Origin of the sequence: Streptomyces sp. E11-3, from assembly GCF_046540415.1 — a bacterium.
In the GTDB taxonomy this organism is placed as follows: Bacteria; Actinomycetota; Actinomycetes; order Streptomycetales; family Streptomycetaceae; genus Streptomyces.
This window is the reverse complement of sequence record NZ_JAZGRL010000078.1, coordinates 1-2819: the sequence shown is the minus strand read 5'-3', so window position 1 is coordinate 2819 and position 2819 is coordinate 1. Positions and strand designations below refer to the sequence as shown.

Annotated in this window: 3 protein-coding genes; 2 read left to right on the top strand and 1 reads right to left on the bottom strand. The window is 74.4% G+C overall.

Annotation, left to right across the window (positions count from 1 at the left end; genetic code table 11):
- Positions 1-1000, top strand: a 1000-nt coding sequence (locus tag U9R90_RS35165; RefSeq protein WP_411061475.1) for an N-acetylglucosamine kinase, incomplete at its 5' end; no start/stop codon positions are given.
- Positions 1001-1095: 95 nt separating this feature from the next.
- Complete coding sequence (locus U9R90_RS35160) at positions 1096-2016, top strand: hypothetical protein (protein ID WP_411061473.1); 921 nt, start codon at positions 1096-1098, stop codon at positions 2014-2016.
- Positions 2017-2145: 129 nt separating this feature from the next.
- Here U9R90_RS35160 and U9R90_RS35155 read toward each other — a convergent pair.
- Positions 2146-2819 (bottom strand): lactonase family protein (locus tag U9R90_RS35155; RefSeq protein WP_411061471.1); only part of this gene is annotated, 674 nt, incomplete at its 5' end.

The following is a 2819-nucleotide window of genomic DNA, read 5'->3' as shown; positions in this document are numbered from 1 at the left end:
TTCGGGGGGCTCAGGGCTGCGTGTCGCGCTCGGGGTCGGCGGGGACGGCCTGCGGCGGGTTGGCCCGGTCTCGTCGAAGGAGCCGGTGCGTACGGGGCCAGGCGGGATCGACGCGGAGCATCTGCTGGAGCAGTTGATTCCGATGGCCGAAGGGCTGATCGAGCGGGCCGGAGCCGGAACGCCTGACGGGGATCCCGCCAGCGGGCGGCCCATGGTCGAGGCTGTCGCCATCGGCGCTGCCGGGATGGCGACGCTCGGCGGGGAGCTGCGCGCCAAGCTGCCCGCGGCGTTGGCCGCCGCGCTCGGGGTGCGTCGCCTGGCGCTCGCCGCCGACGCCGTCACCGCGTACGCGGGGGCGCTCGGACCGCGCCCCGGAGCGGTCGTCGCCGCGGGCACCGGCATGATCGCGCTGGGCACCGATCTCACCCGGTGGCGGCGGGCCGACGGCTGGGGTCATCTGCTCGGCGACTGCGGCAGTGGCGCCTGGATCGGCCGGGCCGGACTCGAGGCGGCGATGCGGGCGTACGACGGGCGACGCGGCGGTTCGAAAGCGCTGCTGACCCGCGCCCGGGAGGTGTTCGGTCCGCCGTCCGACCTGCCCGGGCGGCTCTACCCGCGCAGCGACCGGCCGGCCGTACTGGCCTCCTTCGCGCCCGAGGTCGCCCGGTGCGCGACAGAGGCACACGACCCGGTCGCCACCGGCATTCTGCGTGCCGCGGCCCGGCACATCGTCGAGGCGGCAGCGGCCGTGTGTCCGGCCCCGGACCGTTCCGAGGCGCCCGAAGTCGCCTTCACCGGAGGACTGTTCCGCCTGGGCGACCCCCTGCTCGTACCCCTGCGCGCCGAGCTCACCGAGCAACTGCCGCACGCCCGCCAGGTGCCCGCCGCGGGCGATCCGCTGGACGGCGCCGTACGGATCGCCGTCGACCTCGCGGGCGGCGGCACGGCGCTGCCACGCGATCCGCACCTGTTGTACACAACAACAGAAAACGACAGTTGACCCTTAGAACACATAACGGAAAAATCCGGAGGGAAACCTCTCACCTGGACCCTCCCCCAACGGGGGAACCCACGAAACCAGTAGCATGCGGCGCCATGAGCTCCCCCACTGGGCCCGCTTCCGGCCTGCCTGTACGAATGCCGCGACCCCGACAGCCCGGTCGGCACCGCCGTCCGGAACCCGCGGTGGCTCCCGAGGGAGCACCCGCTCTCGTTCTCGCCGTGCCCGGCGTCCCCAGCACGGCCACCCGGAGTCTCGCCGAGGAGGTCGTGAGCATCGCCCGCTCCGAGCTGCCCGGCATGGACGCCAAGATCGGCTACCTCGACGGCGACGACGTCGAGTACCCCCGCCTGCAGTCCGTGGTCGCGCAGACCGCCGAGCAGCGCACCGCCCGCTATGAGCAGGCCGTTGCCGCCGGCCGGGAGGTGGCCGAGCCCGAGGGGCCGGTCGCCGTCGTCGTACCGCTGCTGGCCGGCCCGGACAGCGCGCTGATGGGCCAGATCCGGCAGGCGGTCGCGGACAGTGGCGCCGCCGCCGAACTGACCGACGTTCTCGGCCCGCACCCGCTGCTCGCCGAGGCCCTGCACGTACGCCTCTCCGAGGCCGGTCTGGCCCGCGCCGACCGGGCCCGGCTGTTCACCGTGGCGACCGCCGCCGATGGCATCATCCTCGCCACGGTGGGCGGCGAGGAGGCGGTGCAGGCGGCCGGGATCTCCGGCATGCTGCTGGCCGCGCGCCTCGCGGTGCCGGTGATGGCCGCCGCGCTCGACCAGGACGGGGCGATCGCCGCGACCGCTGAGCAGCTGCGCGGCTCGGGCTCCACGCAGCTCGCGCTCGCGCCGCATGTGATCGGCCCTGAGGTCGACGAGGGGCTGCTCGAAGTGGCCGCGAAGGAGGCGGGCTGCGCCTCCGCCGAGGCGCTGGGCGCCTACCCGGCGATCGGCAAGCTGGCCCTGTCGCAGTACATGACGGCGCTGGGTATCGCCCCGCAGCCGACGGGCGCGCCCGCCCAGTAGGGCCTGGCAGCTGAAGCAGCGCGGGACCGGTTCCGATGGAGCCGGTCCCGCTCTCTTTCACGGAAAACCGACAGCGGAAGACCGAAAGCGGAAGACCAACAACGGAGGACCGACATACGGCGCGGCGCGTCAGCCGAAGACCACGCAGGACGCCGCGGGCGCCTCGATCGACCCCGCCCACCGCGGCGTCCCCGACTCCGGGTCGAGAGTGAACCAGGTGACGTCGCCCGAGCGTTCATGGGCCGCGTACAGGAACCGCCCCGAGGGATGCGGCGTGAGGTCACGCGGCCAGTGCCCCCCGCACTCCACCGTCGTGACGAGCCTCGGCCGTACGCCGTCGTCCCCGTCCAGCGCGAGCACCGAGATGACGTCCTGCCCGCGCGTGGCGGTCCACAGGAACCTCCCGTCCGAGGCGACCACCACGGCCGACGGGTAGGCATCACCGGTGACCGCGCCAGGCAGCAGCGCCGTCTCACCGAGCGGCTCCAGGTCCCCCGTCCGCGCGTCCCAGCGGCAGACGGTCAGCACCGGGTCCAACTCATGCACTACGTACGCGAGATCCCCGCGCGGGTGGAAGGCCAGATGCCGGGGCCCGCTGCCGGGGCGCAGCGCCACCTCCCGGTGCGGCCGCAACTCCCCGGCGACCAGCGAGCAGACCCGTACGGAGTCGGTGCCGAGGTCGACGCTGACCACCCACCGCCCGCTGGGGTCGGCCAGCACTTGGTGGGCGTGCGGACCCTGCTGGCGCTCCGGGTCGGGGCCCGCCCCCTGGTGCCGCAGTACGCCGCCCGCCCCGAGCCGGG

Excerpts from the sequence above, each read along its gene's own strand:
- U9R90_RS35160 (WP_411061473.1), top strand. The coding sequence starts at position 1,096 with ATGAGCTCCCCCACTGGGCCCGCTTCCGGCCTGCCTGTACGAATGCCG.